The organism is Paenibacillus sp. FSL F4-0087, assembly GCF_038020215.1.
In the GTDB taxonomy this organism is placed as follows: Bacteria; Bacillota; Bacilli; order Paenibacillales; family Paenibacillaceae; genus Paenibacillus; species Paenibacillus taichungensis.
Genome location: NZ_JBBODJ010000001.1, coordinates 3,007,214 through 3,033,067, shown reverse-complemented (window position 1 = coordinate 3,033,067; position 25,854 = coordinate 3,007,214). Strand labels below are relative to the sequence as shown.

21 protein-coding genes are annotated in these 25,854 nt (G+C 46.8%); 5 read left to right on the top strand and 16 right to left on the bottom strand.

The genetic code is table 11. From position 1 onward, the window contains the following. Positions 1-304: 304 nt before the first annotated feature. The 4 genes from MHB84_RS14175 to MHB84_RS14160 form a co-directional block, all read right to left on the bottom strand. Positions 305-2,893, bottom strand: coding sequence for a DUF2339 domain-containing protein (locus MHB84_RS14175; RefSeq protein WP_076287336.1), 2,589 nt, complete (start codon positions 2,891-2,893; stop codon positions 305-307). Between the two features lie 234 nt (positions 2,894-3,127). Then, the gene (locus MHB84_RS14170) at positions 3,128-3,922 is read right to left on the bottom strand and encodes a hypothetical protein (protein ID WP_076287335.1); all 795 of its coding nucleotides are present in this window, start codon (positions 3,920-3,922) and stop codon (positions 3,128-3,130) included. A gap of 65 nt (positions 3,923-3,987) precedes the next feature. Next, complete coding sequence (locus MHB84_RS14165; RefSeq protein ID WP_076287334.1) at positions 3,988-4,647, bottom strand: hypothetical protein; 660 nt, start codon at positions 4,645-4,647, stop codon at positions 3,988-3,990. A 322-nt stretch (positions 4,648-4,969) separates the two neighbouring features. Further along, positions 4,970-6,001, bottom strand: a complete 1,032-nt coding sequence (locus MHB84_RS14160) for an LCP family protein (protein WP_072733804.1) — start codon at positions 5,999-6,001, stop codon at positions 4,970-4,972. A gap of 113 nt (positions 6,002-6,114) precedes the next feature. Here MHB84_RS14160 and MHB84_RS14155 point away from each other — a divergent pair, with 113 nt between their 5' ends. Further along, entirely contained in the window at positions 6,115-7,089 is a 975-nt protein-coding gene (locus MHB84_RS14155) for an aldo/keto reductase (protein ID WP_076287333.1), read from the top strand. A 95-nt stretch (positions 7,090-7,184) separates the two neighbouring features. On the opposite strand, the gene MHB84_RS14150 is transcribed toward MHB84_RS14155, so the two are convergent. The 3 genes from MHB84_RS14150 to MHB84_RS14140 all read right to left on the bottom strand — a co-directional run bounded on the left by MHB84_RS14150 (position 7,185) and on the right by MHB84_RS14140 (position 8,815). Beyond that, the gene (locus MHB84_RS14150) at positions 7,185-7,580 is read right to left on the bottom strand and encodes a MarR family winged helix-turn-helix transcriptional regulator (RefSeq protein ID WP_341143048.1); all 396 of its coding nucleotides are present in this window, start codon (positions 7,578-7,580) and stop codon (positions 7,185-7,187) included. 165 nt (positions 7,581-7,745) lie between these two features. After that, positions 7,746-8,423 carry a TIGR00266 family protein gene (locus MHB84_RS14145; RefSeq protein ID WP_076287331.1) on the bottom strand — a complete coding sequence of 226 codons (678 nt, stop codon included), beginning with the start codon at positions 8,421-8,423 and terminating at the stop codon, positions 7,746-7,748. Continuing rightward, positions 8,420-8,815, bottom strand: a complete 396-nt coding sequence (locus MHB84_RS14140; protein ID WP_076287330.1) for a winged helix-turn-helix transcriptional regulator — start codon at positions 8,813-8,815, stop codon at positions 8,420-8,422. The genes MHB84_RS14145 and MHB84_RS14140 overlap by 4 nt, the downstream gene beginning before the upstream one ends. Positions 8,816-8,978: 163 nt before the next feature. Here MHB84_RS14140 and MHB84_RS14135 point away from each other — a divergent pair, with 163 nt between their 5' ends. Both MHB84_RS14135 and MHB84_RS14130 read left to right on the top strand, forming a co-directional pair. Further along, the gene (locus MHB84_RS14135; RefSeq protein WP_076287329.1) at positions 8,979-10,178 is read left to right on the top strand and encodes an MFS transporter; all 1,200 of its coding nucleotides are present in this window, start codon (positions 8,979-8,981) and stop codon (positions 10,176-10,178) included. A gap of 200 nt (positions 10,179-10,378) precedes the next feature. Continuing rightward, a complete protein-coding gene (locus tag MHB84_RS14130; protein ID WP_076287328.1) occupies positions 10,379-11,224 on the top strand; it encodes an aldo/keto reductase in 846 nt (281 codons plus the stop codon). Between the two features lie 248 nt (positions 11,225-11,472). Here the strand turns inward: MHB84_RS14130 and MHB84_RS14125 are convergent, their stop codons facing one another. The 9 genes from MHB84_RS14125 to MHB84_RS14085 all read right to left on the bottom strand — a co-directional run bounded on the left by MHB84_RS14125 (position 11,473) and on the right by MHB84_RS14085 (position 23,619). Further along, positions 11,473-13,572 (bottom strand): glycosyl hydrolase family 18 protein, encoded by a 2,100-nt coding sequence (locus MHB84_RS14125; protein ID WP_076287327.1) that lies wholly within the window; start codon positions 13,570-13,572, stop codon positions 11,473-11,475. Then, the gene (locus tag MHB84_RS14120) at positions 13,573-15,144 is read right to left on the bottom strand and encodes a chitinase (RefSeq protein WP_143764491.1); all 1,572 of its coding nucleotides are present in this window, start codon (positions 15,142-15,144) and stop codon (positions 13,573-13,575) included. A 380-nt stretch (positions 15,145-15,524) separates the two neighbouring features. Next, complete coding sequence (locus MHB84_RS14115; protein WP_076287325.1) at positions 15,525-16,601, bottom strand: pectinesterase family protein; 1,077 nt, start codon at positions 16,599-16,601, stop codon at positions 15,525-15,527. Next, on the bottom strand, positions 16,598-17,710 hold the full coding sequence (locus MHB84_RS14110) for a glycoside hydrolase family 88/105 protein (RefSeq protein ID WP_076287324.1): 1,113 nt from the start codon (positions 17,708-17,710) through the stop codon (positions 16,598-16,600). Before MHB84_RS14110 ends, MHB84_RS14115 begins: the two co-directional genes overlap by 4 nt. 44 nt (positions 17,711-17,754) lie before the next feature. Then, positions 17,755-18,738, bottom strand: a complete 984-nt coding sequence (locus tag MHB84_RS14105) for a LacI family DNA-binding transcriptional regulator (RefSeq protein ID WP_076287697.1) — start codon at positions 18,736-18,738, stop codon at positions 17,755-17,757. A 32-nt stretch (positions 18,739-18,770) separates the two neighbouring features. After that, the gene (locus MHB84_RS14100) at positions 18,771-20,366 is read right to left on the bottom strand and encodes an extracellular solute-binding protein (RefSeq protein ID WP_076287323.1); all 1,596 of its coding nucleotides are present in this window, start codon (positions 20,364-20,366) and stop codon (positions 18,771-18,773) included. A 55-nt stretch (positions 20,367-20,421) separates the two neighbouring features. After that, complete coding sequence (locus MHB84_RS14095; RefSeq protein ID WP_063565907.1) at positions 20,422-21,303, bottom strand: carbohydrate ABC transporter permease; 882 nt, start codon at positions 21,301-21,303, stop codon at positions 20,422-20,424. 29 nt (positions 21,304-21,332) lie between these two features. Beyond that, the gene (locus MHB84_RS14090; protein WP_076287322.1) at positions 21,333-22,250 is read right to left on the bottom strand and encodes an ABC transporter permease; all 918 of its coding nucleotides are present in this window, start codon (positions 22,248-22,250) and stop codon (positions 21,333-21,335) included. Positions 22,251-22,725: 475 nt separating this feature from the next. Next, on the bottom strand, positions 22,726-23,619 hold the full coding sequence (locus MHB84_RS14085) for a helix-turn-helix domain-containing protein (protein WP_076287321.1): 894 nt from the start codon (positions 23,617-23,619) through the stop codon (positions 22,726-22,728). Positions 23,620-23,736: 117 nt separating this feature from the next. Between MHB84_RS14085 and MHB84_RS14080 the strand changes: the two genes are divergently transcribed. Together MHB84_RS14080 and MHB84_RS14075 are read left to right on the top strand one after the other, a co-directional pair. Continuing rightward, positions 23,737-24,963 carry an MFS transporter gene (locus tag MHB84_RS14080; RefSeq protein WP_083678723.1) on the top strand — a complete coding sequence of 409 codons (1,227 nt, stop codon included), beginning with the start codon at positions 23,737-23,739 and terminating at the stop codon, positions 24,961-24,963. Positions 24,964-25,048: 85 nt separating this feature from the next. After that, entirely contained in the window at positions 25,049-25,828 is a 780-nt protein-coding gene (locus MHB84_RS14075; RefSeq protein WP_076287320.1) for an ABC transporter ATP-binding protein, read from the top strand. Positions 25,829-25,854 lie beyond the last annotated feature (26 nt).

The following is a 25,854-nucleotide window of genomic DNA, read 5'->3' as shown; positions in this document are numbered from 1 at the left end:
ATAATCGGTTCAGCAGAATAAGGCCCCTGAACGCTACCAACCAGCGCTCAAGAGCCTCATTTTAATGCATATTTATGATATGGATACCAATCAGTTCATCCGATAATAAATTATGTCAAAAGTGATGTTGCAACGGCATTCTCTGCACTTAACGCCGCTTTTTCCTGATACCAAGTTTCCTCCACCCATACACAATAAGAGCTACAGAGCCAGCAATCCAAAATAATTGCCATAACATGATACTCAGATCAAATCCCATGTTGTATCCCTCCCCCAAAGATTGTGAATGCTGTTATCAATTATCCTAAAATCGGTTATTTTTATCCTCCGGCAGATCGGATTCATTGGACTGTACGGTCTCTCTAGCCTGAATTTCCTCCATCCGGCTCGACACCTTCTGATACAGATAAGAAATTCCAAGCAGCAGTACGCCAAAGCTGAAATAGGCAATAATCTTGCTGCCCGATGTAAGCAATCCTACATCATAGAACACCATTTTCCCGGTGGAAAACAACGTCAGGCCTAGACCGAGGCGCCGAATCATTACATATTTTCTGCGGAACCCATAGGCAATGTACAGGATCGCAAGCAGTAGATAGATTAGGCTGAATAACAGCCCTACATCTCCCCACTGGAATTGGATCGTCAGGAACACGGTGATGACACCCAGCAGATAGACCCCTGCGATAACCGGATACCATTCAATGCTTTTGAACTGCCCGCGGATTGCCGTTATCAGCAGATCCCTTCCTGCAAAGAACACGCCCACATTAAAGATGATTAATACGAGTAAACCTACGACTTCAGCCGCTGTGTGCTGCTGAACATCCGGCTGAAGTGCCGGCATGGATAACGTTACTGCCAGTGCAATACAACAGCCCACCGCATGCAGGAAGACGATATAACCCTGCACGATCCGATCACGCAAAAGCCTCACTTTACCCAATCCATAGGCCATGGCAATGGTCAGCGCAGCGAACAACAGCCATTTGTAGAACAGGTATAACAGGAATGAGTCATCGACTGCTTTTATATACAATTCATTCGATTCATACAGCACATATAACCACAGATTGGCGAGTGTGACGTACTTGAATGCATTCAAAAAGCCAAGTTCTGTCTGGCTATAATGATACTTCTCCCCGGATAGGGAGCCGTTGCGATCCAAGGCGTAATAGAGCGTAATAAGCAGCGCACCCAGCGTAATGCAGGAGTATTTTAGCATAAAATAGGATTGCTCCCCCATGAAGAACAGCACCAGCACGTCATAGTACACAAAGGTGAACATGCACAGAAGCACGATTCCCCATCCAGCACGTTCCACCAACTTGAACCGCTTCAGATGTCCGAGCGTAACCAGCAGAACTCCTTCGATGAGCCAGCCCATAGACAGCCACTTCGCACCAAACTGGAACGGTATAATCAGAATGACAAAGGTCAGGGAAGTCACGTAGAACAATAGAAGGGTCTGCTTTTCCTGAGGCATCCTCTGCTGGATAAAACGGGCGAGCCCGAAATAGACCAGAGCGAAAATCAGAGCAAGCAAGCCTTTTGCGTCATTCCATCCCGCGCTATCGAACAATACATACAACATCAGGCAACTGATGCTCGTATTCATGGCCAGGAGTGCGAAGTCCCACCAGGTTAACTTCACGCGATGTTTGAAGGGATATGCCAGTGTAATGCCGAGATATAATGCAAATGTCACAATGGAATACACCATGCCGATCTTCTCACTTGGTGAGAGCCATAACAGGATGAGCATGGACGGTGTGTTGAACAGAAAACTGATATAATGCACAATCGGCCACCGTTTACCAAATGAAATTAAAACAATAATTCCGTTTAAGAGCAGAAGATAGATCATGGCAACATACACAGCCGAACCTTGAAGGCCGAAATAGGCCATGTAGGAGATTAATGGTAAATACCCTCCAACCAAACCAAGTGAGCAGATGGTCCTGGACTGATACCTCAACGATAGCAGCACGGATATGGCCGAAACTAACACCGACAAGACAAGTCCCGTATATAACCCGATCATATGCAGTAAAAAGTAACTGTAGAAGATCGAGCCAAATAGAACGGAAATCCCGCCTCCCAGCAGCCCCATCGCGAACGTCTGACGCTTGCGTCGGAACAGCCACTCACCCCCGGCAAGCATGAGCGCACCAAGCAGGAAAAACGCGCCACCTTTCATCTCATCGTTGAACCAGGTCTTGTAGGAGTACTGAAAGGCTGCACCAACGCCAAGAATGATCAGCAGGATGGCGACCTTGTTGATCCAGCTCAGGCCAATCTTCATCTCCATCCGGTTCTGGCGAATACGCCGCTGAATGGTCTCTTCGCTTAAGCCTTCTTCCGCCATATGTTCGTATCCTTGTTGCATCTGCCCGCGTAGCGCCTCTTCTCTCTCCCACAGGACCTGTCTGTGCAGCTCAATTCGTTCCTGCACCTCAGTAGCCAGATGAGCAATTCTCTCCTTCATCTCATTGGCGTCACCCTGAAGTTCCTCTGAGGCCCTGTTAAATATGGCATTCAAATTCACTTTGGCGCGGTGCTCATGCGCCGCAAGCCGATCATTATGTACACTCGTCTTTCCCCGAAAATAGGTCTCCATCTTCTCCTGGGATACACGAATGAGATTCAATTTCTCATCCAGCATCTGTTCAGACAGAGCCATGCGAAGACGGGCATTCTCCTCTTCCATTTTCCGTGTGCGTACTTCAAGATGTTGCAGCTTCAGTTGGTGCGCTTCATATTGCGTTCTCAGTTGTTCGTTCTGCACGATCAGGTCATCGGATTGATACTCCTGAAGCAGTGCATTATATTCCTTTACCAGCTGCTTCTGCTGCTCCTGAACCTGGTGAAGCCGATCCTTGAACTCTTTCATGAGCTTCCTCCGTTGGGTGATGTTGATGTCGTTCCCTATATTTTACTATATTATGGAACAAATTAAGATGTTCTTACCCAAAGAATAAATAAAAAAACATTAGCATCCTGTTGTCTCTTAAACAACTTATGGATATACTAATGCTTCGCTTCTAAGTTCCCGTCCCCAAAATTTCCAGTTCTCATTAGAATAAAATTAGTTCGGCAAAAACAGTTTTGAGTAAACTTATGAATTTTACTCTATAAAATCTGTTTTTCGAATAGAAATACTACTTTTGACAAGAGTCCATCTTTTATCCATAAAATTCTGTACTAAAGCTACTTCTGAATATACTTCGTCTAATTTCTTATCACTAACTATTCCTTTATCCATCTCAAAACTCAAGGAATATTTAACAGTCTCATCACTTAAATTTTTTTGTGTAAATCTTAAATTTTTAATATAGGGCATGGTTTTTTTTGGTAATATATAATTAATCTTGGATTGATCATTTTTCGTAATCACTGCATACATATTGTACTTTCCTTTTTCAAAACTATCGTGATATTGTTCTATAGTCATTAGATCACTTTTGTAATTAGAAAAATCATCCATGCTGAACTTCTCTAAATAATACTCACCCACATCAAGTTTTAGATCAGTACCATTTTTTAAATTTATATAGACATTATTGAAATAAGGTATGAATTCATTTAACTGTATAACTAATTTATTTTCTTCTTTGTTAATGATCGTTACGTCTTTCATGACTTCATCTTTATCAGCATAAAGTGAAATATGATCTATATCTAAATTCTCAATGGCGAATGTAAATGTCAAAGTTATATTCTTCTTTTCAAAAGAATCTGCATTATAAATGAAATGATTTTCGTTAGATACATCTAAATTTCTTAGTTTGTTGTACAACTCATTTTGTTCCGAAGACTGACTAGTCTCTTTAATTGATAAATTTTCGCTTTTAGTAGAACATCCATTTATAAAAATGACTGTAAATATTGTAAGAAAAATTAGTTTATTAAATATTTTCATTTATTACCATCCTTATCTTTTTAGTCCTCCTGTATGAAAAGGAGGACTAAAGTTAATAAAACTTCTCACATTGGATGAGTAAATATCCATTTTTCAATTCCACCATTATTGTCATAACTTGAAGCCGATAAACGAATTTCAGGCCCCATTGATCCATCATCAGAATAATTATCAGTATACATATAATTTCTTTGAACAGCTTTTACTGCTGTTTTAAGTTGAGTAACATTATAGCCCGGTACAGTTACCTCAATATTAGTAGTTCTACTAAATGTTGCGCCTACCTTCATGGACATATCTACCTCTGCAACACTGAAAAAACCAAATTTTGTGCTACCTGATAATTCAGCAGTCATAGATGATGTAGTGCTTACAGACAATTTCGCTGGCTCTTTACTATAATTATTTGTTGTATCGTAATCATGCCCCGTGTAATAAGATGACTGACTAACAAGTGTCCATTTATTAATTCCCATTGTGCTAATCACATCTTCATTTAACTTTTCAACTTTAATGTTTCTTTTAGCCTGTTCCAAATCAATTTTTTTGATATCATCTTGTGTGTAATAAGGCAGCCCATCTATGTACTTCTGCCCATTTATAACTGTTTCTACTGGAGCTCGGTAGTGCGTATCATCTTCACTAACCGAATCGGCGAAAGCACTAATCGCAAATAGATTAAATGCTAGCCCTCCTACCAACAAAGTTTTCATTATTTTTCTCACTTAAAAACCTCCATCTGTATTTTTTTGAGCCAACTAACCATATAACAAAAAATTATAATTTAGTACATTAATAGTTAAATTAATCATAAAAGACTATATTTCGACAATTTCTTTTAGTTAATAATCCTTATTGTATTTGTATTTTCCAGTTCTGCTAACTCAAATATTAATACTCTTGAAATATTATTAATAATTAATATTAGTCATAATATATTTTAACTAATATTAAGAAAAGAAGCCCCAGAAATATTAATCTTCTTTGGGCTTCTTTCTAAATTGTCCTGAAAACGTATATTGTTAATGGAAGTCTGTTGCTAAAAAGTTACGCCGGATCTTTCGTATCCGCCGTCTCCGGCTCCATAATTTCAGTAGTATCCGGGTCTAGCCAGTTCGCGAGCAGGGTTCGCACATATTGCAGATCACTCTCTGACAAATCATAGTACCATGTGCCGCTGCGCGTTGCGCCTTCACCCTTCAGCATGTAATTGCTGATTGTTGGCGTGCTGTCTTTCATATATAGAGACTCGGCAAATTTCACGATGAAATCCGAGTTCATGTTGGTTGTAAAATTCGATCCAGCGATTTGGATAACGTCCGGAATCTTGGTCAGGTTTTTGACCTCAAGCGCACGATTCATGAAGGCACTTAGAAAAAGACGGTGCCGCATCGTCCGATTGAAATCGGAATCTTCCCGGTAACGGACATAGCCCAGCGCTTCTTCGCCGCTGTAGATCGGTTTGTTCGCTTCAACAAACAGCTTCTCATGCGTTTTCAATTTGTTCTCAATATTTTTCTTAATCGGCAATTCAACACCGCCAACCGCATCAACAATATCCTTGAGTCCGTTAAAATTAATCGCGGCATAGAAATCGACTTTGTTTTCCAACAAATGCTCCACGGTATCCATCGCCATCTTGGCTTCACCATGTGCATAGGCTGAATTAATCTTCGACTTCACATCCCGGCCGATAATATCGGTGTAGGAGTCACGTGGAATCGACAGCAGCAACACTTTATTTTCTTCCGGACGCACAACAGAATAGATCATGGTATCCGAACGGCTTGGTTCGTTATCTCGTTGATCAATTCCTAACAACAACAGCGAGAATGGATCGGTATGTTCTACAACGGGTGCATCCTTATCGCCAACAGGCTTGAAGGATTCATCGAGCGTTTCCTTTACGGTTTCCGAAGCAAACAGGTTAAACGCAAACACAACGAGTTGCTTTTGATAGATAAATCCGAGTCCCCCCAGCACAATCAAAGTACTCAGGATGATAATCAAAGGTTTCTTCCATCTCTTCTTTGGTTTCTTCGGCTTCCGTCTGGTTAAATGTGCGGCACTGTTCTCCATCATATCTCCTTTAATAACGGTCTTAGAATCATTTAACTATATTAATAACACGTTTTCAATAGATTACGTTATAATCTGCTATACAAGAAATGACACAGAAGGAGCGATGAACGATGGAATATCGACGTTTAGGGAATAGTGGTCTGCGCGTTTCCGCACTTGGACTCGGTACCAATGCCTTTGGTAAACGGGCGGATGCCCCCACTTCTATCCGCATTATTCATGCGGCACTGGATCAGGGAATCAATTTTATCGATACCGCCAACATCTACGCCGGAACGGAATCGGAGCGGATTATTGGACAAGCCCTGACGGGCAGACGTGAAAACGCTGTGCTTGCTACCAAAGCCGGACTTCCCCGGCATGAGGGTCCTAATGGACGCGGTTCATCCCGCTATCATTTGCAGCAAGAGCTTGAACATAGCCTGCGGCGTCTGCAAACGGACTATGTGGATCTCTATCAGATCCATACCTTTGATCCGCATACACCACTGGATGAGACGCTGCGCACATTGGACGATATGGTCACTTCCGGCAAAGTCCGCTATATCGGAGCTTCCAACTATGCAGCCTGGGAACTGATGAAAGCTCTTGGTACCAGCGAACTAAAAGGATATTTACGCTATATCTCGACCCAAACCAGCTACTCTCTGGCTGATCGCACGCCTGAGCTTGAACTTGTACCGATGTGCCTTGATCAAGGCGTCGGTATTATCCCGTATTTTCCGCTCGCAGGTGGCATTCTGACAGGAAAATACAATGGTGAAGCTGGCGTGCCTTCCGGTTCCAGAGCGGATACTGATCCAGCCTTCAATCGTTTCTTGTTGGAACACAATATTAAATTAGGTGAGCAGATCAGTGAAAAGGCATCGGCGTATGGCTGCTCCCCAAGTGTCCTGTCGCTTGCATGGCTACTGGCCCGCCCTGCTGTTTCAACGGTTATCGTTGGGGCAACGAGTACCGAACAGCTGGAGCATAATCTGGCTAGCCTGGACATGAAACTGACCGATGATATGATCTCCGAGCTCGATCAACTCAGCGACTCTTTCCGTCACGGTAAGCCATTCGCGACTTATCGGTTGGATTGAACCAACAGAAAAAACCTCCCGGCTAAAAAGCCCGGGAGGTACAACTTCACTACACATTGTAGTCTAATAAATCATAGAAAAAATCTTTCTATGGTTTAAACATCTGTTTTATATCGAATAAATTCCTGCATAATTTCCATGTATTCGTCCTTACGATCACTTATATTATCAAAGAAAACCTTGTCCGCGGCTTCAACGAGATGAATACCTTCAAGCGCCAAGCGAGTTCCTTCCCGCGTTGTTGTAATAATATTCGCACGGGTATCGGTAAGATGACGCTTCCGAGTTATCAACTCTCTCTTTTCAAGAGCACGGAGAACTTGAGAAGTAACGTTAACATCCACATTGGCAAATTGCGCAAGCTGGACCTGAGTTACGCCCTTACCCTCTGTGTCGCGTTCATTGAGCCACACACAGGCATGCAATAATACAAATTGGGGTTGTGTTAATTCCAGAGGCTCGAGCACCCTGCGTATTTCCTTTTGCCACATTGTAGTAACCTGCCATAGCAAGTATCCTGGACTTTCCTGAGCATTTTTATACCGTGAGCTTTCCATCTCAATATACCTCCATCATTACACCTTGAGCTTCATCATTTCTTATAACGCTTGTCGGAACGTATGCGTTTCAACATTGTACATTTTCATCAGAAAACATTAGCGCGAAGGAATAAATTGCTTGACCCATTGACCAAATCCATGCGGATTACGGCTCTGAATCAGGACTGTCCCTTCACCACGGAATCGGCATACTAATCCTTCTCCACTGGTCACGCTGGATAACCAACCTTGTGAAGCTTTCTCAATGCGATAATCCATATAATTGGGCCATGCAACCAAGTGGGCATTATCCACGATCACTTCTTCACCCGCAGCCAGATTGATCGCATGGATTGCACCATAGGATGATAGGAACACTGTTCCTCGCCCACTGATCTCTATAATAAAGAAACCCTCTCCTGAGAAGAGACCTTTCTTTAAGTTTTGCATTTTGGTATTCACCTGGATGCCTTCCGTTCCGGCCAGAAATCCATCTTTCTGTACGTAGAGCGAATAGGAACCATCCAGTTCAATGGCCTCCACATCCCCCATACTGGAAGGTGACAACAGAATTTCCGCAGATCCGCCTGCAGCCGTCAATTCCTGAAAAAAGAATTTCTCGCCGCTGATCATACGTCCAAATCCGGCAAACATACCGCCTTCGGCAGATCCCTTCAATTCAACGGTTGGTGTCATGGATACCATGGCCCCGCTTTCTGCCTTGAACCGTTCTCCCCGTTGCAATTGCACTTTAAGCATCGCAAATGCACCATCATATAGAATTTCATAGTTCATGGCTTCATCAGCTCCTTGTTGTCCGTGTTAAAATCATTTAACCCATTATCCTCCAACACAGAGAATTTATCTCCGTATTCCTTAATAATATGCTGATCTCCCCAGTTACATAGGGCATTCAGAATTGGTTCCAAACTTCGCCCATAATCACTCAGTTCATACTCCACCTTGGGAGGTACCTGATTATACACAATGCGGTTCACTATCCCGTCATCTTCAAGCTCCCTTAGCTGCTGCGTTAACATTTTCTGCGTAATTGCGGGCATAATACGCTTGAGATCACTAGTCCGCTTCTTTCCGTGTGTCAGATGGCAGAGGATGACGCATTTCCATTTGCCACCGATGACTTCAAGCGTCGCTTCAACTGAGATATTATATTTCTTTCTGATCATGCTGAATGTCCTCCCTGGAATTGTTATTCATAAAAGCAATTGCTATATAGGCACTAAAAAGTACGTAGGGTACTAAAAAGTACGTACTATTCATTTTATGTCGAATAACTCATAATAGCATTTGCCGGTACGTAAATCTACATTCTGGGGAGTTGAACAAAACATGCTACAAGATTCAAAACGCAGTACCTGGGCACTGCTGGCGCTGGCAATCAGTGCGTTTGCCATCGGCACCACTGAATTTATCAGCGTTGGTCTGCTGCCCCTTATTGCAGATGACCTGGGCATTTCCGTAACGACAGCGGGACTGACCGTTACTTTATATGCATTAGGCGTAACCTTCGGGGCACCGATTCTGACCTCATTGACGTCAACGGTGTCACGCAAGACGCTGCTGCTTGCCATTATGGTTGTTTTTATCGCTGGTAACACCATGGCGGCGCTCTCGAGTGGAATTACCATGCTGCTCATTGCGCGAATTGTCTCCGCTCTAGCACACGGAGTATTCATGTCCATTGGTTCCACCATTGCGGCAGACCTGGTTCCTGCAAACCGCCGGGCGAGCGCTATTGCCATCATGTTCTCTGGTTTGACCATTGCTACAGTAACTGGCGTACCCCTGGGTACACTCATCGGTCAAAACTGGGGCTGGCGCGCAGCTTTCATTCTTATCGTTGTCGTAGGTGTTGTGGCCTTCATCGGCAACATGCTTCTCGTGCCATCCACGTTGCAACGTGGAACGCGAACTGCATTCCGAGAACAACTGAAGCTGGTGACAGGCGGACGGTTGCTGCTGGCTTTTGCCATTACAGCCGTGGGATATGGGGGAACGTTTGTGGTATTCACTTACCTGTCCCCACTATTGCATGATATCAGCGGGTATTCCGAGAAAACGGTCGCTGGAATTCTGCTGCTGTACGGGATCGCCATTGCTATCGGCAATATTATCGGAGGGAAAGCCGCCAACCGTAATCCACTCCAAGCACTCTTCTATATGTTTATCATTCAGACCGTCATTTTGGGCATACTGTATTTCACAGTTCCATTTAAGCTGGCAGCGTTACTCACCATACTCGGCATGGGTCTGCTTGCCTTCATGAATGTGCCAGGGCTTCAGATGTACGTCGTGACGCTCGCAGAACGTTATGCTCCACAAGCCAAAGACGTCGCCTCCGCCTTCAACATCGCAGCCTTTAACGCAGGTATCGCAATTGGTGCATATTTGGGTGGTGTAATCACAGATTCCATCGGTCTGATTCATACCACATGGGTTGGTGCAATTATGGTTCTGGCTGCTGTTCTTCTAACTGGTTGGGCAAGAGCGCTTGATCGTAAAGATCCCTATTCCCCATCAGAGACGTAAGACAGGTTCAGTCAGAGATCAGCGTAAACACGTATCTTTCCAGTGTTGAAGCTACAACTCGGAACCGGTTTCGCCTTTTATTGTAATCTAGTATAATACGTTAATTCGAATTTAATCTACTATGACTTAATGAAGGATACTAGGATTTATCGTTTACATCGTTACTACCATTTTGATTCATAATATGAGGAGGACTTCACATGACAGCACAACATTTGCAATCTACAGTAACTTTAAATAACGGCGTTCATATGCCTTGGTTCGGACTTGGTGTATTTCAGGTAGAAGAAGGATCTGAATTAATCGAGGCAGTTAAACAAGCGATTGCTCACGGCTACCGCAGCATTGATACAGCCGCTATCTATGGCAATGAATCCGGTGTAGGACAAGCCATTGCTGAGGCATTGAAAGAGAATAATCTGAAACGTGAAGAACTGTTCATTACGTCCAAAGTGTGGAATGCAGACCTCGGATACGAGGAAACTCTTGCTGCTTTTGATGTCACGCTGAACAAACTGGGACTGGAATATCTGGACCTGTATCTGATTCACTGGCCAAAAGAAGGCAAATATAAAGGCGCATGGAAAGCGATGGAGCAGCTGTACAAAGCAGGCCGCATTAAAGCCATTGGCGTCAGTAACTTCCAGATTCATCACCTTGAAGATCTGTTGCAGGATGCTGAAGTGAAGCCAGCCATTAATCAGGTGGAGTACCACCCTCGTCTGACTCAAGCTCCGCTCAAAGCGTTCTGTGAGAAAAACGGAATTCAATTGGAAGCTTGGTCCCCGCTGATGCAGGGTCAACTTCTGGACAATCCGGTTCTGACCGAGATTGCCACTGCGAAAGGTAAATCGGTAGCACAAATCATCCTGCGCTGGGACTTGCAGAACGGTGTTATTACTATTCCGAAGTCTACCAAGGAAAAACGTATCGTTGAGAACTCTTCCATCTTCGACTTTGAATTGTCCAATGATGAGATGGAGCGTATTAGCGCTCTGAACGAAGATGTTCGCGTTGGACCTGACCCGGACAACTTTGATTTCTAATTGAAGATTCTAATTATGTCAGTATAAAATTCCAGATAAAATAAGTAGGGCAAATCCATGTTGGAGCCTGCTTTGACATACCATAGCCAAAAACCACCGGATCAAGATCCGGTGGTTTTTGGTCTTCCCTTTTCTTATCAATTTCTGTTTAGCGCCGAGAAAAAATCCATGTGTCATATTCTCTTTCCATTAACTAAGCTCGCCAACACTGCACGCTTCAATTAAAAATGTTGTATTTCAATTTTTAACTATTGAAGCTGCCACAAGGCAGGAACGTTGGATGGTTCCCACCCTGCCAAGGAGGTGTGGGGCTGCAAACATTTATACGTCTTGCCGTTATATGTGACCAATTGTCCCGCAGTATAAGCTGTGTTGACCTGCCACGCGGATACACCAGGATTCGTCGTTTCGGCGGCTGTCTTCACACTTACCGCGTTGCTCGCTGCAGATACGTTGCCTGCCGCATCCTTTGCTTTTACTGTAAATGTATACGAGGTATTCGCCACAAGCCCGCTAATCGTTGCGGTCGTACCGGTTACCGTTGTTGCCAGTGTCGTTCCGTTGTACACGTCATAACCCGTTACACCCACATTGTCAGTGGATGCCGACCAGCTCAGCGTTATGCTGGATGTCGTTTGCGCGGTGGACACAAGGTTCGTTGGTGCAGTTGGTGCTTGCGTATCGCCTCCCGGCTGAGCCGTTGTGCTTACGGTTACAGCATTACTGGCTGCAGACAGATTACCTGCCGCATCTTTTGCTTTTACCGTGAAGGTATATGAGGTACCCGCTGTAAGTCCACTAATTGTTGCTGTCGTTCCGGTGACGGATGTCGCAAGATTAGCGCCATTATAGACGTTATAACCGGTAACGCCTACATTATCCGTTGAAGCATTCCAGGCCAGCGTCACCGAGTTTGCTGTCACGCCTGTCGAACGGGCATTCCCGGGTACGCTTGGTGCTGTCGTATCTACTGGAGGCACTGTGCCTCCGGTAGGCAGATCGGCTTTCAGTTTGTTTTGAAGTGTTTTGTTACGGTCACCGCTGAGCTCCCAGAACATCGCTCCGCCGAGTCCTTTGCTCTTGATATAAGCCGTTTTATATCCAATGGACTCCGCATCGTCATAACTGATAAAGCGCTTGTTGGACGCATTATAGAGATATGGCACTTTGGCGGTGTCATTCCAGTAACGTGTATATCCGTTTTTGTTGATGTAATTGGCTTCCAGATCATAGAAGTCAAAGGAGCCTGCTTCCCATGTTCCAACGGAAGAACCACCCGTACACGTCTGATACTGGCCGTTGCCTGCTTGTGCGCATCCATCCCAGCCACGACCGTAGAATGGAACACCAAGCACGAGTTTAGCGGCCGGTACGCCTGCATCCAGATGCCCTTGTGCTCCGGCTGCCACATTAAATGCATTGGCATCTGGCACGCCAGCAGCTGAAGCTGCAGGATCATAATTCAATGGCGCATTATGTGCGCTGATTTTTTGCCAAGCGCCGTTAAAATCGTATGTCATAATGTTAATCCAGTCGACGATGGCAGCAATTTTTGCAAGCTCCGTATTGGCAGCATAGGTTGCAGACGCACCGCTTGCAATCGTAAGCAGATACTTCTTGCCGTCCACAGTTCCCGCCGCATCCAGCTTTTCACGGATTTTGCTCAAGAGCAATGTGTAGTTTTGCTTATCTTCAGGACGTTTGCTGTTACCATCGAGTCCGCCTGATACCGGGTACTCCCAGTCCAGATCTACCCCATCAAAATTGTACTTCCGTAGGAAGTCTACGGCAGAGTTAGCAAAGACCTCTCGGGTTGCAGCAGTCGCGGCTACATCAGAGAAACGGTTGGACCACGTCCATCCTCCAACGGAGATAATAGTCTTCAGATTAGGATTGGTTTGTTTCAACTTGTTAAGCTGATTGATATTACCCGCAATAGGCTGATCCCAAGTATCCCCTGCAAATGTCTTACCCGTATCGATCCATGGATCGCCGAGCACGATTGTTCCGTTCGGTACATTGATCGTTTGGCTTTTTTCATTCTGACAGGTCCAGGTTACAGGATTGGGTCCCGAAGGGTCCGGATTTCCATGAATGCCGTTCCAGCAAATATCAGCAAATGCATAGTTGATATGTGTCACTTTGGTCGGATCGATGTCAGCTACATTATAGTTTCTCCCGTACGCAGCCCAGGACGGATAGTAACCAACAATTTTATAAGAATCTGCTGCTTCGGCCGTAGCAGGTTGGAGCGCAAAGGAAGGTACGATGACGGATAAGAGCAGGGACAGACCAAGGAAAAACTTTGCAGTCTTCTTAAAAGCAGTGTGTTTATTTAAATTTATCATTTAATACACAACCTCCTCTGTCTTTTGCGTGCTAAACCCATTCAGGAACGGACGATGTGCGTTCGAGAACTGGTTATTCGTATATGCGTCCCAGTTGATTGACCAGGTCATGATGCCCTTGAGACCGGCATAGCCCGCAGGCTGGCGCAAGGTATAGGAACCGCCGTATGATACTCCTTTGATCAAATAATTCAATGCCTTTTGCAGCTCAGCTGGCGCCGTATAGCCGCCTCCAGCCGCCTGCTGGGAAGCTGGTACGCCAATCGCGATCTGGTCCGGACGCAGAGGGCTGAAGAATGGACCCGAGCTTCCACCTACGTTAAACCCTTGAAGCAGCATTTCGGCCATGGCGACATGGAAATCGGCTGTCCCTTGAGCGTAAGAACGTCCATCCAGCCCCACCATCGAACCGGTGTTATAGTGCTGCACATGAAGCAGGGTCAGGTCATTGCGCAAGGCATGAATCACTGGAAGATACGCCCCCCAAGGACCACCATAGTTCAGATATCCGCCCTGTACGTAGGCCGTTTCCGGTGCAGCGGTCAGGACGAAATTGGCACCAAAGTGTGATTTAAGCGCTTTCACGCCGTTAATCAGGTTAACGATCTTCGGAGTCGTTGGACTGCGAAAGTCGGTATCGCCCGCATTTAAAGACAGGGAGCTTCCTTCAAGATCGATGTCGAGACCATTGAATCCGTAAGTCGAAATAATGGATTTTAGGGAATCCTCGAACTGTTGTCTCTTGGTCGCATCTGTGAGCTCAATTGTGCCATTGGCTCCTCCCATAGATATCAGTACCTTCTTCCCTTGACTTTGAAGGTACGCAATGTCCGACTTGAACTCTTCTACCGTAGCGTTATACGGAGTAAAAGCGAGCGTTCCGCTGCCGGGTGAAATCGGCTCGGCAAAGGAGACATTAATAACGTCATAGGCTGTTGACACGTTGCGCAGTTTAATGTTGGTAGAGCCATTATCGAAGTTGTGCCAGTAGCCGATCAGCCATTTGCTGCCGCTAGGCCCAGGATTCGAAGTTCCGGTGGAAGTGGTAACGCTGAGAGAGGTGCTTGCTGCGGACAGATTGCCTGCCGCATCTTTTGCTTTGACTGTAAAAACATATGTGGTGCCGGCTGTCAGTCCTGTTACTACAGCCGTAGTCGTTGAAGTGTTCGCCGCGAGAGTACCGTTCCGGTACACTTCATATCCGGTTACACCTACATTGTCCGTGGATGCGTTCCAGGTAAGATTGACCGATGTCTCCGTGACGAAGGATGAGGTTAAACCTGCAGGAACGGAAGGTGGTGTCGTATCCGGAGTTGGAGTTCCTCCTCCCGTACCTTCCCCCACGTATTTCCACAATGCAGGCACATTTGAGGGCTCCCATCCGGTCAAAGCCGTATGGGGCTGAATACATTCATAATTTTTATTTAAATAGGTTACTAGATCTCCTTGTTTGTATGCGGTGCCTGCCTGCCACTGGGCAGCGGCGTCTGCTCTTGGTGCAAACCACGTAATAATCAGAAGAAATGCCAAAGCGAATGTAATGACCGGGCGGAATCGAACAGCTTGATTCAAGCAAAATCCCTCCTGTATTCAGATTATTTTCACCTTGCAAACAAAGCTTCACTGGTGCACTTACATGTGATCCGTAATCTTAGAGCTTATAAAGCCGTCTGACGATGAGTATCGTTTCACTCCCTTTCTTTATCAAAATGGACCTTCCCTCTCGTTTTCTTTTTTTGCAGACATCATCCAAATTTACAGGGAATTTACAGATCCTCACCCTGTATTTAATCAGTAAAATGCAATTGAGATAAGGGATAAATTATTTCTATGGGGGGCGAAAAATGTAATATACCGCGCAAAAAGGCCGTCTATCAGGTCATTAAGAGAATTGATAGACAGCCTTTTTTTTACTTTCATTTTATAAATTAACGGATGTATTCCTAAGTTTGTTATAACTTCGAGGAGGATAGTTCAAATGACAACATACCTTCGAAAGGTTGCCACCCATCCTCACCGGATAAAATAACAGGCACAGTATATTCGGCCGCTTCCTGATCACTGAGTATTTTCGCCCACGGAACTCTCCCCATCACACTTCCTGCACCAGGTCCGGCACTATGATATTCAACGTACACAACTGTTGCTTCCGCATCGGTCTTGTTCCAGTTATGCCAGCCCTCCTGCTTCACATGTGCCCCCATCCAGCAGTTCAGGAAACAGACTTTGGCATGATTACGCCACGGTCTGCCTAAATATACGGACTGAGCGGGGGCGTTGCTGGTCAGGTCACAATCGATAAACACATAGCCATATCGTGCGCCCTCTGGTGTGGAAGCAGCCGTGATCCAACCATTCACTTCTCCCTCTGCAGCAGCATCGCTCAACCGATTCTTCGCAAAAATCTCACAGCCCTGAAACACAGCCGTAGCCGAGCCAAAAATAAAATCGACATCTCCCTCAATGTAACAATCTTCATAATATTGGCGCAGCTTCCGCCGCTCTGCCCCGTCACGCGGCCCCCCGAAGAAACTCCGGTCAATTGGCTGCTCGGGCAATGGTCCGGTAAAGATCGTGTCCTGGTGACCTATAAATCGGCAATGCCGGAAGGCTGCCCGATCCCCATCCACATATACAGCCAACGCCTGACCCACCTCACGACCAGGCCCAGCCGAGTTGATGAAGGAAAGTCCTTCAGCGGTGAAATCATCTGCACCAATAAAGGCCGTGTACGAATGAAAGGTATGATACAACTCCCCGTTCGGGAACTTCTTGAGCGCATAATCATCATATGTGATGATAGTCTGTTCAGCTCCTGCACCGACGAGGTGAACCCTCGGCTTCTCGATATGCAGTTTTTCAACATAGGTGCCTGGCTTTATGCGAATCGTATACTTTTCAGTGTAGTTGGCCGGAATCGCATCAATGGCAGCCTGAATGGTGGGAAAATCGCCGCTTCCGTCCGCAGCAACCAGGTAACCATTCCTGTACAGATCCAGATCTGACCCGCATGACAGAGGTTTGTTCATGGCAATCGCTCCATTTCCAGCGCAGCCAGCAGGAGCGGCGCCACACCCATGAACGAGTCACTCACAATCTGCTCGCCGACATAATAACTGTATGAACCATCCCGATCCAGACTGAGTCCTGCCCCATGACAGATCGCGTCCAGCTTCACGCCTTTCTCCGTTTCCTCCATCAATCGGGATGTCAGTCCATGCCATCCCTTCTCTGCGGCCTGCCTGAAATGCGGCTCCAGGTAACGCAAGCGAACGCCCTTCGCCATAGCATACACAAACATGCTTGAACCGGAAGCTTCCAGATAATTGCCCTTGCGGAATCCCTGGTCCAGCACCTGGAACCAGAGCCCGCTCTCCTGCTCCTGTACACGTACCAATGCATTACACATGCGTTCGAAGATGCCAATGATTGTGCCCCGTTTCGGATGATGGATCGGGAAGTGCTCCAGACTATCCACGATCGCCATCGCATACCAGCCCATCGCCCGGCTCCAAAAGTGTGCGGAGCATCCGGTTACGGAGTCCGCCCAGATCTGCTCCTTCGATTCATCCCAGCCATGATAGAGCAGACCCGTGCGAGGATCACGCGTCTTGCGTTCGATTAACAAAATCTGATGAGCCACTTCATCCCACAGATCAGGCCGGTCAAATGTTTTGGCATATTGCGCCAGAAAAGGCGACGACATATACAATCCATCCAGCCACATCTGGAAGGGATAGATTTTTTTGTGCCAGAATCCGCCCTCTGAAGTTCGGGGCTGTCCTGCGAGCTGGACTGCGAGCAGATGCGCAGCTTCAGCGTATCGCTGATCCCCGGTGGCTTCCAGCAGTTCGAACAGGTTCTTGCCCTGATTGATCTGATCCAGGTTGTACTCTTCCAGGGAATACGTTCCGATGGAACCATCCTCCTGAACATACAGATCCATATGTCTTTTCATAAAAGAAACATACTCGTCCTTGCCGTATTGCTTGCCAGTGCGTGACATCGCCATTAACGTCATCCCCTGAACATATGCCCAACGTTCCGAAGGAAACACATGATAGCTCTCTCCATCGCATTGCTGGTAAATCATCTCCGCTATTCGCTCTGACCAAGATAACTGCGTCTGTACCTGCATAAAAGAACCCTCCCTGGACCTTGAATGTTGTACTCAGCCTATCATTAATACTCAGACACTTGCTGCCGACAAATCGCCGTCGAGTTGCGATGATTCAGCTTCGGTTGGATAATCACCGGATAGTCCACCTGCTCATCACGGATCAACGATACGATCAATTCTGCTGCCTGTGCTGCCAGTTCATCCAGTGGTGGACCAATAGTTGTTAGCGCCACCTCGGCATACTGCATATCCGGCAGATCATCATAACCGATTAACGAGATATCATTTGGCACATTGTAGCCAGCTTCCAGCAAAGCCCGCAATGCACCTCGAGTTACAAGGTTGTTCAAGCCAATAAATGCCGTTGGTGAATCAGGTTCAAACGTATAATTCCGAATGGCAAAATATCCGTCCTCCCAGGAGGAATGTGCAGGCAGCACATGGCGTTGATCGAAATTAAGGCCTGTGCGCTGCAACGCTTCCCGATACCCTTCAAGCTTGATATTTTGGGAGTTTCCAATGAAACCAATTCGGCTATGGCCCAGTGATTTCAGATGCTCAACCGCTTTGTATATACCCTCTTTCCGGTCAATCTTGATGTAAGGGGAATTCGGGGCTTCATCTGTACCAAGCACAAAACATGGCATGTTGAGTGTCGCGAACTTTTTCCAGAAGGCATCCCGATTGTCCAGAGCATAATCCCACAGGATACATCCATCCACGCGAAGCTGGCTGAAGACATCCAGCCCATCATCCGCGACGACCAAAATCATCTGGTATCCCCGCTTCTTCAGCTCCGCGTGCAGATTGCCCGAAATATTCGAGAACAGCGGATTGCTCAGTTCATCAAGAACAAAGCCGATAATGTTACTTCTGCCGGTGGAAAGCTGCTGTGCCATAATGTTTTTTCGATATTGATGCTTTTCCGCAACCGCGAGCACCTTCTGCCGCGTCGCCGGTTTGATGCGGGGATCACCGTTTAGCGCTTTGGATACCGTGCTGTAGCTCACTCCCGCCAGTTTGGCAATGTCCTTAATGGTTATCAAAATCAATCAACACCTCTCAACCCTTGGGAAGCTTATTGCTGTGCAGCCTTATACCGGTCATATTGCGCCTGTCTGCCGGCAATAACCTGCTCAATGTTCATTTTTTTCAAAGTCTCAATATAACTGTCAAACTGATCCAGACTGTCATCTCCGCTTATAAATTTGAAGTTCATCTCTTCCACATATGTCGTAATATCCGGCATGGACATGCTCTCTACACTCGCCTCATCTGGCAAAGCATATACAAATGGGAACGGTTCGTGGATGTAAGGCTCCAATTCCTTGTCGAGCTTGGCATGCCATTCGGCCACAACGGAATCCGCCGAATCGGTAGACTGAATGTTCGGTAGATTCACGGGACCAATGCCGAGTTTCTGGATATAGTCATTATCTTTGCCTTTGTCCGTGAATGTCTTCACGCCATTCTCTTCGGTGTACGTATCGTCCTTGATTCCCCACGTATAATACGTCTGCGCTTCTTCACTAACCGCATAATCCAGGAAACGGAAGGCGAGCTCCGGATTTTTGCTATCTTTGGAGATTCCAAAAATTCCACTCACAGGCGTACGTCCAATATAAAACTGGTCTCCATGCGGTCCTTTCAGTGGCAGAATGCCTTTAAAGATGGGCTCCACCGGATCGTAATCTTTGAACAACGGACTGTAGACCATCGACATGTACCAGCTAAAATTAAACGTGGCTCCGGTTACATCCTGCGAGATGCGAGAGGTCACCTGATCACTTGTGGTACTGGCATAGTCCACCCCGAGCAGTCCTTCTTTGTACAGCCCGTTCAGGTATGTGAGATATTCCTTGTAGGCAGGTTCATAATAGCTGAAATGTACCTTACCCTGGTCATCCGCATAGAACTGATTGGACAGATCAAGACCAAAAGCAGGACCAAATGCCATCGGCACAAACTTGGATTCCATGGACAACGGTATTTCATCCGCCTTGCCGTTACCGTTCGGGTCGTCTGTCTTGAATTTGCGCAGCATCGCTGTGAACTCATCCAGTGTCGCAGGTTCGTTCAATCCCAGCTTCTTCAGCCAGCGTTCATTCACCATAAACAAGGGCATGTAGTTTTTCGTAAGCGTTTGCTGCGGAACATAATACATTTTACCATCTGGCGTCGTTAAACTGGCTTTGACGGAGGGGGATTTGTCGTATATTTTTTTGAGATTCACACCATACTTCTCCACCAGGTCATTCAGCGGAATAAACAGACCACTGTTAATGTATTTCATGAGCTGATCCTGATCCGGCAGATAGACGATATCTGGCAATCCTGTTCCGGCCGCAAGCCTTGGATTCACTGCATCTGCATAATTCTGCGGCGGAATGAGATCCCAATCGACTGTTACCCCGGCATTACTCTCAATTTTCTTCACAATTTCCGCAGTAGAGAGATCCACATTGGTCGTCCATGCGTTGGTCCCGAGAATCGACAGCTTGGCATCTTTCTGGTCCGTTACCGGACCTGCCCCTGTGTAGTTGAACGCTGGCTCCGAGCTTGGTGAAGCACTGCCCTTATCTCCCCCTGCTCCTGTACTACTGCTGCATCCGGCGAGACTGATAGCAAGAATCACCGCGAGAACACTTTTTCTTCCGGCCCCTCTGATTATCATCCGTTATTCCTCCTTATTATGAACAACCTTGGGTAATGCATGGTGATCGATAAGGCTATCCTTTCACGGCTCCGAGGGTAATCCCTTTGACGAAGTACCGCTGGATAAAAGGGTAGATCGTAACGATTGGCAGAATGCTGACCACAATCGACACATACCGAACCTGAAGTGTGGACACTGCAAGCGCGCCCGTGGTCATCGTGCCGCCCATTTTTTGCATGACCTCCGGTGATGCCATGATCAGCACCCTGCGCAGGAACATTTGCAAAGGCTGCATATCCTGTTTGCCCAGATATAACAGGGCTGAGAAGAAGTTGTTCCAGTGGAATACGGCGTAATATAACGTCAGCACGGCAAGCGTTGGCTTGATAATGGGTATCGCCAGACGATACAGCATCGTCAGTTCATTGGCCCCGTCTATGCTTGCACTTTCGAAGATTTCATTCGGAATACCCTCGAAGGCTGAGCGGCAAATCATGACATTAAACGTAATGACCAGCACAGGGAGCACCATTACCCAGCGGGTATTATATAGCCCCAATGACGTAATCAGCATGTAAACCGGGATGAGTCCACCCGAGAAATACATGGTGAAGGCAATGAAAAAGTTTAGCTTTCTGCGCAGGAAAAATTGCTGCCTGGATAACGGAAATGCTGCGAGGCACGTAGCAACAATATTCAGGAGAGTACCTATAACGGTGTACCACAGGGTGTTATAGAAGGACACCCACAACTCCCGGTATTGGAGCACCATTTTGTACCCGGACAAAGTGAATCCTACCGGCCACAACGCAACCTTTTGTTTGTCGATTGCATCAACTGAGCTGAATGAAATGCTGATCACGTACAGAAAAGGATACAGCGTAACGACGACTGCCAATATGGTCAGCAGGTAGACAAATCCATAGAATAACCGGTCACTTCTTGATTTTTGCATACAGGTCTCCTTTGGGTCGGGATGTGGTCTTACCAGAGTGACATCTTGGTCAGACGCCGGGTCATCGTATTAGCCGCGAACACAAGCACAAAGGTGATAATAGAGTTGAACAGGCCGACGGCTGTCGCAAATCCGTAGTTCTGTCCTTCAATCCCCATCCGGTACACGTAGGTAGATAACACGTCTGCAGTCTCATAGGTAGCGCCGTTATAGAGCAGATATACTTTCTCGAAGCCTACACTCATAATGCCGCCAAGCGACAGGAGCAGCAGGATGACAATCGTTGGTTTGATGCTGGGAAGTGTAAGGTGCCATAGCTCTTGGAATTTGTTGACGCCGTCAATTTTACCGGAATCGTACATTTCGGGGTCAATGCCCATAATGGCCGCAATGTAGATGATGGAGCTGAAGCCAAAGCTCTGCCAGATATCGGAGCTGGTGAATATCGTTCGGAACCATCCGGCATCCATCATGAAGTTCACTTTCTCCATACCGAGCTTGGCAATCAGGGTGTTCACGATCCCATCCGTGGGTGACAGGAAGTTAATAATCATGCCCGCGACAACGACGGTCGAGATGAAATGCGGAAGGTAGGTGACGGTCTGGGCGAACCGCTTGAACGTCTGATTCTTGATTTCTACAATACAGACGGCGAACAGAATGGGGATGGAGAATCCGAACAGGAGCGGCAGGAAGGCAAGCAAAAACGTATTGCGCAGTAGCCTCCAGAAGTAGATGGAATTCACAAACTGATCAAACCACCTTAGGTCCACCCATTCCCCGCTGAACATTCCCTGCCCAGGCATGAAATTGCGGAAGGCCAGCAGCATGCCCGGCATGGGAACATACATGAAGATGACGTAATACAGAAAAATGGGTGAGAACATCAGCAGCAAATACTTATCCCGTTTGATCAGGCTGAACAGCGTGGACATGCGATTCTTCACCTTTTAGACTCCCCTTCGCATTAAAATTACAACGTTTGAATTTTCAGTCATAAACATGCCACTTCATGCACAATTCAGATCATTCCCTTAAACAAAGAATCCATAAAACCCCTTTCAAAATAGAATATTAGAACAAATAACAAACGATTGAATACGTAGATATAAACACAAAACCAAAATTACAACGTTGTAATTTTACCCTAAATGTATACGCTTACAAAAAACTATTTTTCCCATCTTAGCAAAGACCAACTGGTTTGGCAACAACAAAAATCAGTGTTTAATTGCGAAGAGGTCTACATGCTTTTGCCGATCTGGGAGACATGTTAGCGGGCAAAAAAGGCGCGAAAAAAGGGCAATGAACGTATTTCTTTCGTTCTGCCCGGTTCTTACCCTGCCTAAGCCAGCTTTCTGGCACAGCGCAGGATTGTTTTATTTTTGAAACGTTCACCCTTGGTTTCAACCTCTTCGGCTTCTACATCTGGTTTCGATACTCCATCGGTGTTACACCCGTCACGCGCTGAAACGCCCTGTAGAACTGACTGACATTGGAGAACCCCAGCCCAAAGCTGATGGTGGTCACTGAATCTGTTGTATGGCGCAGTCGTCGGGTGGCTTCCTCCACACGCAAATTCAGTACGTACTGATACGGCGTTGAACCTGTCAGCGCCTTGAAGGAACGCATAAAATGATATCTGCTCTGGTGCGCAACCGCCGCCATCGATTCAATGTCCATTGGACTTGTATAGTCACTGTGTATATACTCCAGCACGCGCCGCAGATGGGGGTCGATGAACGCGCCGCCGTGGCTGCTTGTTTGCTGATACAGATTCTGAAGCTGCCCATAAACCAGGCCAGCCCCCACTCTCCCCGCCACACCTATTCCTGCGGTTGCCAGCGTCAGGTTACTCCCATCCGGTTGACCAGTCAGCATCCGTCTAAGATATGTCTCTACTGCAAGCTCTGCTTCCTGTATCTGCAATGGTTCAGGCGCATCGTCAAGCAAAATGGCGTTCCAGCCTCGAAACAGTCTGCTAATTTCAGCAGGATCGAAGGTTTGCGTAGTCCGAAATTCGGTCTGCACCCCTTGCCCCCCTGAATCCTCCAAGCTGCCAACTGGCGGATTACGAAACTTGATAACGATAACCGCGGAATCCGAACCAATCTCGAAAAAGTGCTCCATCCGGGGATGTGCAATAATCCCTAGTCCTGCTTGTAGTGGATAAGCATGCTGTTCCTGCACTAGATGACATTGTCCTCTTACAGGCAACGTAACCTGATACCAATCATCATGCACATGGGGTTCATTGGCGAATCCGCCAGAGGCCTTCCACAATTCCAATCCATTCAGCATCATATTTAATTCCATCGTTTCCTCACCTGCTGACATTATAGCAAATCGTGCTCACTTTCCAAGCACTTTTCACAAAGACAATATCTGTCCGTATCTTTTATCATGGTAAAAAATAATTCGAGGTGATCTCCCGTGGCACAAGCCGCTGTAAGCAAAATGCAAATCAATCACTCCGCCAATTGGGCGCTTGCCGGGGTCAGCTTCGCCCATCTGCTGAATGATGCGATGCAGACCGTTGTTCCGTCTGCTTTTCCGCTGTTCCAGCAGACCATGCAGCTCAGTTTCGCCCAGATGGGTTGGATTGCCTTCACATTGAATATTACCGCATCGGTTCTACAGCCGCTGGTCGGTTATATGTCTGATCGCAAGCCCATGCCAATCCTACTGCCCGGAGGCATGTTGTTCTCCCTGATCGGTGTTCTCGGCTTTGCCTTGTCTTCTGAGTTATGGATGCTGCTTGTCTCCGCAGCATTGATTGGGATAGGCTCATCCATCCTGCATCCTGAATCCTCACGCGTCGCCCATCTGGCGGCAGGTCGAGGACGTGGAATGGCACAGTCCATCTTCCAGGTCGGTGGCAATACAGGTCAGGCTCTCGCCCCGTTGCTGGTTGCCTTTATCCTGCTCCCGCATGGACAGCTTAGTTTTCTGTGGCTAATGGCTTTTGCCCTAATCGGGATCATTATCCAGTCTTCCGTTAGCCGTTGGTATAGAGACAAATTGGCGGATAATCGCAGCCGTCAGCAACAGTCTGTACAGGCAAATGGCATTGTGCAGCCTACTGCCCAGCCCTTAAGTCGGGGATTTATCGCTTTTACAATGGGTATTCTCATCCTGCTGCTATTTTCCAAATTCGTGTATATTGCCGGTATGACCGGGTACTATGCCTTTTATTACGCGGATGCGTATAACCTACCTCTTTCGCGGGCCCAGATCTGCCTGTTCGTTCTACAATTTGCGGGTATGGTTGGAACCTTGCTCGGCGGCCCACTGGCTGACCGTTATGGACGTAAACCGATGATCTGGTTCTCCATCGCGGGTACTGCACCATTTTCACTGTTGCTGCCTTATGCGGGACCTGCTCTATCCATGGTATTATGCGGCATCATCGGTCTGATTCTGATGTCCGGCTTCAGTGTCATCATTGTCTACGCACAGGAATTGCTTCCGCGTCATATTGGGACGGTATCGGGATTGTTCTTCGGCCTGTCGTTCGGCATGGCGGGACTCGGCTCGGTTGTGCTCGGTTCCCTGATTGATGTGACCAGCATTTCATTCGTCATCAAGCTATGTTCTTTTTTGCCGCTGCTAGGGGTGTGTGCTGTATTCCTGCGCCGGGATCGGCCAAGAAACGCCTAATATGCATTGAAACGTCAGTCGTTTTGTGACTACAATAAGGTCAGGATAATCGAGACAGAGGCTAATTAGAAGGAAGGAATAACCCATGATCATTGATGTACAGCATGTTACTTGGAAAAGGGGACCCATCACCCTGCTGAACGATGTCAGCTGGCATGTAAACGAAGGCGAACATTGGGCATTGCTTGGCCTGAATGGTTCCGGTAAAACCACACTCTTGAACATGATCACCGGATATCTTTGGCCCACAGAAGGTACGATATCCGTGCTCGGACACCGTTACGGGGATGTGGATTTGCGTGAGCTGCGAAAGTCGATTGGCTGGGTCAGCTCCTCCCTTCAGGAGAAATTGTATGGCACCGACCGCACCCAGTATGTCGTGATCAGCGGCAAACACGCCACGATCGGACTGTACGATAAACTTTCAGACGATGATCTGGATCAGGCACGAGAATTGATGCATACACTCGGCTGTCAGCATCTGTGGGATCGCGAATACCGCACCTGCTCTCAGGGGGAGAAGCAGAAGCTGCTCATTGCCCGAGCCCTGATGGCTAACCCGCGTGTTCTCATTCTGGACGAACCCTGCAATGGACTCGATCTGTTCTCCAGAGAGCGGCTACTTGAAAGTATCAGTGAGCTAACGCAGAAGCCGGATACCCCTTCGCTCATCTACGTGACTCATCATACGGAGGAAATATTGCCTGTGTTCAGTCACAGCCTGCTGCTCCGGCGGGGCGAGATCGTGAATAGCGGATTAACCAGCGAGTTGATGAACAAAGACGTACTGAGTAACTTTTTTGAAGCACCTGTGGATGTGGATCGACATGGAGAACGTGTCTATGTCAGAGCATCGTATAAATAATTTTCTATATCTATTCACAGTCAGAA

What these genes read in the sequence shown, in the direction of transcription:
- MHB84_RS14175 (WP_076287336.1), bottom strand. Translation starts at nt 2,893, where the DNA reads ATGAAAGAGTTCAAGGATCGGCTTCACCAGGTTCAGGAGCAGCAGAAG.
- MHB84_RS14170 (WP_076287335.1), bottom strand. Translation starts at nt 3,922, where the DNA reads ATGAAAATATTTAATAAACTAATTTTTCTTACAATATTTACAGTCATT.
- MHB84_RS14160 (WP_072733804.1), bottom strand. Translation starts at nt 6,001, where the DNA reads ATGGAGAACAGTGCCGCACATTTAACCAGACGGAAGCCGAAGAAACCA.
- MHB84_RS14155 (WP_076287333.1), top strand. Translation starts at nt 6,115, where the DNA reads ATGGAATATCGACGTTTAGGGAATAGTGGTCTGCGCGTTTCCGCACTT.
- MHB84_RS14150 (WP_341143048.1), bottom strand. Translation starts at nt 7,580, where the DNA reads ATGTGGCAAAAGGAAATACGCAGGGTGCTCGAGCCTCTGGAATTAACA.
- MHB84_RS14145 (WP_076287331.1), bottom strand. Translation starts at nt 8,423, where the DNA reads ATGAACTATGAAATTCTATATGATGGTGCATTTGCGATGCTTAAAGTG.
- MHB84_RS14140 (WP_076287330.1), bottom strand. Translation starts at nt 8,815, where the DNA reads ATGATCAGAAAGAAATATAATATCTCAGTTGAAGCGACGCTTGAAGTC.
- MHB84_RS14135 (WP_076287329.1), top strand. Translation starts at nt 8,979, where the DNA reads ATGCTACAAGATTCAAAACGCAGTACCTGGGCACTGCTGGCGCTGGCA.
- MHB84_RS14130 (WP_076287328.1), top strand. Translation starts at nt 10,379, where the DNA reads ATGACAGCACAACATTTGCAATCTACAGTAACTTTAAATAACGGCGTT.
- MHB84_RS14125 (WP_076287327.1), bottom strand. Translation starts at nt 13,572, where the DNA reads ATGATAAATTTAAATAAACACACTGCTTTTAAGAAGACTGCAAAGTTT.
- MHB84_RS14115 (WP_076287325.1), bottom strand. Translation starts at nt 16,601, where the DNA reads ATGAACAAACCTCTGTCATGCGGGTCAGATCTGGATCTGTACAGGAAT.
- MHB84_RS14110 (WP_076287324.1), bottom strand. Translation starts at nt 17,710, where the DNA reads ATGCAGGTACAGACGCAGTTATCTTGGTCAGAGCGAATAGCGGAGATG.
- MHB84_RS14100 (WP_076287323.1), bottom strand. Translation starts at nt 20,366, where the DNA reads ATGATAATCAGAGGGGCCGGAAGAAAAAGTGTTCTCGCGGTGATTCTT.
- MHB84_RS14095 (WP_063565907.1), bottom strand. Translation starts at nt 21,303, where the DNA reads ATGCAAAAATCAAGAAGTGACCGGTTATTCTATGGATTTGTCTACCTG.
- MHB84_RS14085 (WP_076287321.1), bottom strand. Translation starts at nt 23,619, where the DNA reads ATGGAATTAAATATGATGCTGAATGGATTGGAATTGTGGAAGGCCTCT.
- MHB84_RS14075 (WP_076287320.1), top strand. Translation starts at nt 25,049, where the DNA reads ATGATCATTGATGTACAGCATGTTACTTGGAAAAGGGGACCCATCACC.